Origin of the sequence: Streptomyces malaysiensis subsp. samsunensis (assembly GCF_024519315.1) — a bacterium.
GTDB lineage: Bacteria > Actinomycetota > Actinomycetes > Streptomycetales > Streptomycetaceae > Streptomyces > Streptomyces malaysiensis.
This window is the reverse complement of record NZ_JANIIC010000270.1, coordinates 1-426: the sequence shown is the minus strand read 5'-3', so window position 1 is coordinate 426 and position 426 is coordinate 1. Positions and strand designations below refer to the sequence as shown.

At 69.0% G+C, this 426-nt stretch carries 1 protein-coding gene; it reads left to right on the top strand.

The genetic code is table 11. The annotated features are described in order from the left end of the window. A partial coding sequence (locus NQU54_RS48840) for a methyltransferase (RefSeq protein ID WP_306279901.1) occupies nucleotides 1-426 on the top strand: 426 nt, incomplete at both ends.

The window sequence follows — 426 nt, the reverse complement described above, 5'->3', positions numbered from 1 at the left end:
CCTGCCGGGACATCTTCGCCGAGCCGGAACCCGGCACCTTCGCGCTCACCGAACTGGCCGCGGAACTGCTGGCCGATCACCCGGCCAATCTGCGTCAGTGGCTGGACGCCGACGAAGTGGCCGGGCGGCTCGACAGCACCTTTCACCACCTGGTGGACGCGGTCCGCTCCGGAACCTCCGTCTACGAGAAGGTCCACGGAGCCCCGTTCTGGGCGGACCTGGCCGCTTCACCCGCGCGGACCGAGTCGTTCGACCGACTGATGTCCCAGGTCTCCCAGTCCACCAAGGGAATCGGAACCGCGTACGACTGGTCGGACGTCCGCCACGTGATCGATGTCGGCGGCGGCACCGGAGCCCTGCTCCGGGAAATCCTCACAGCGCACCCGCACCTGCGGGGAACAGTGGCCGACCAGGCCGCATCGGTGG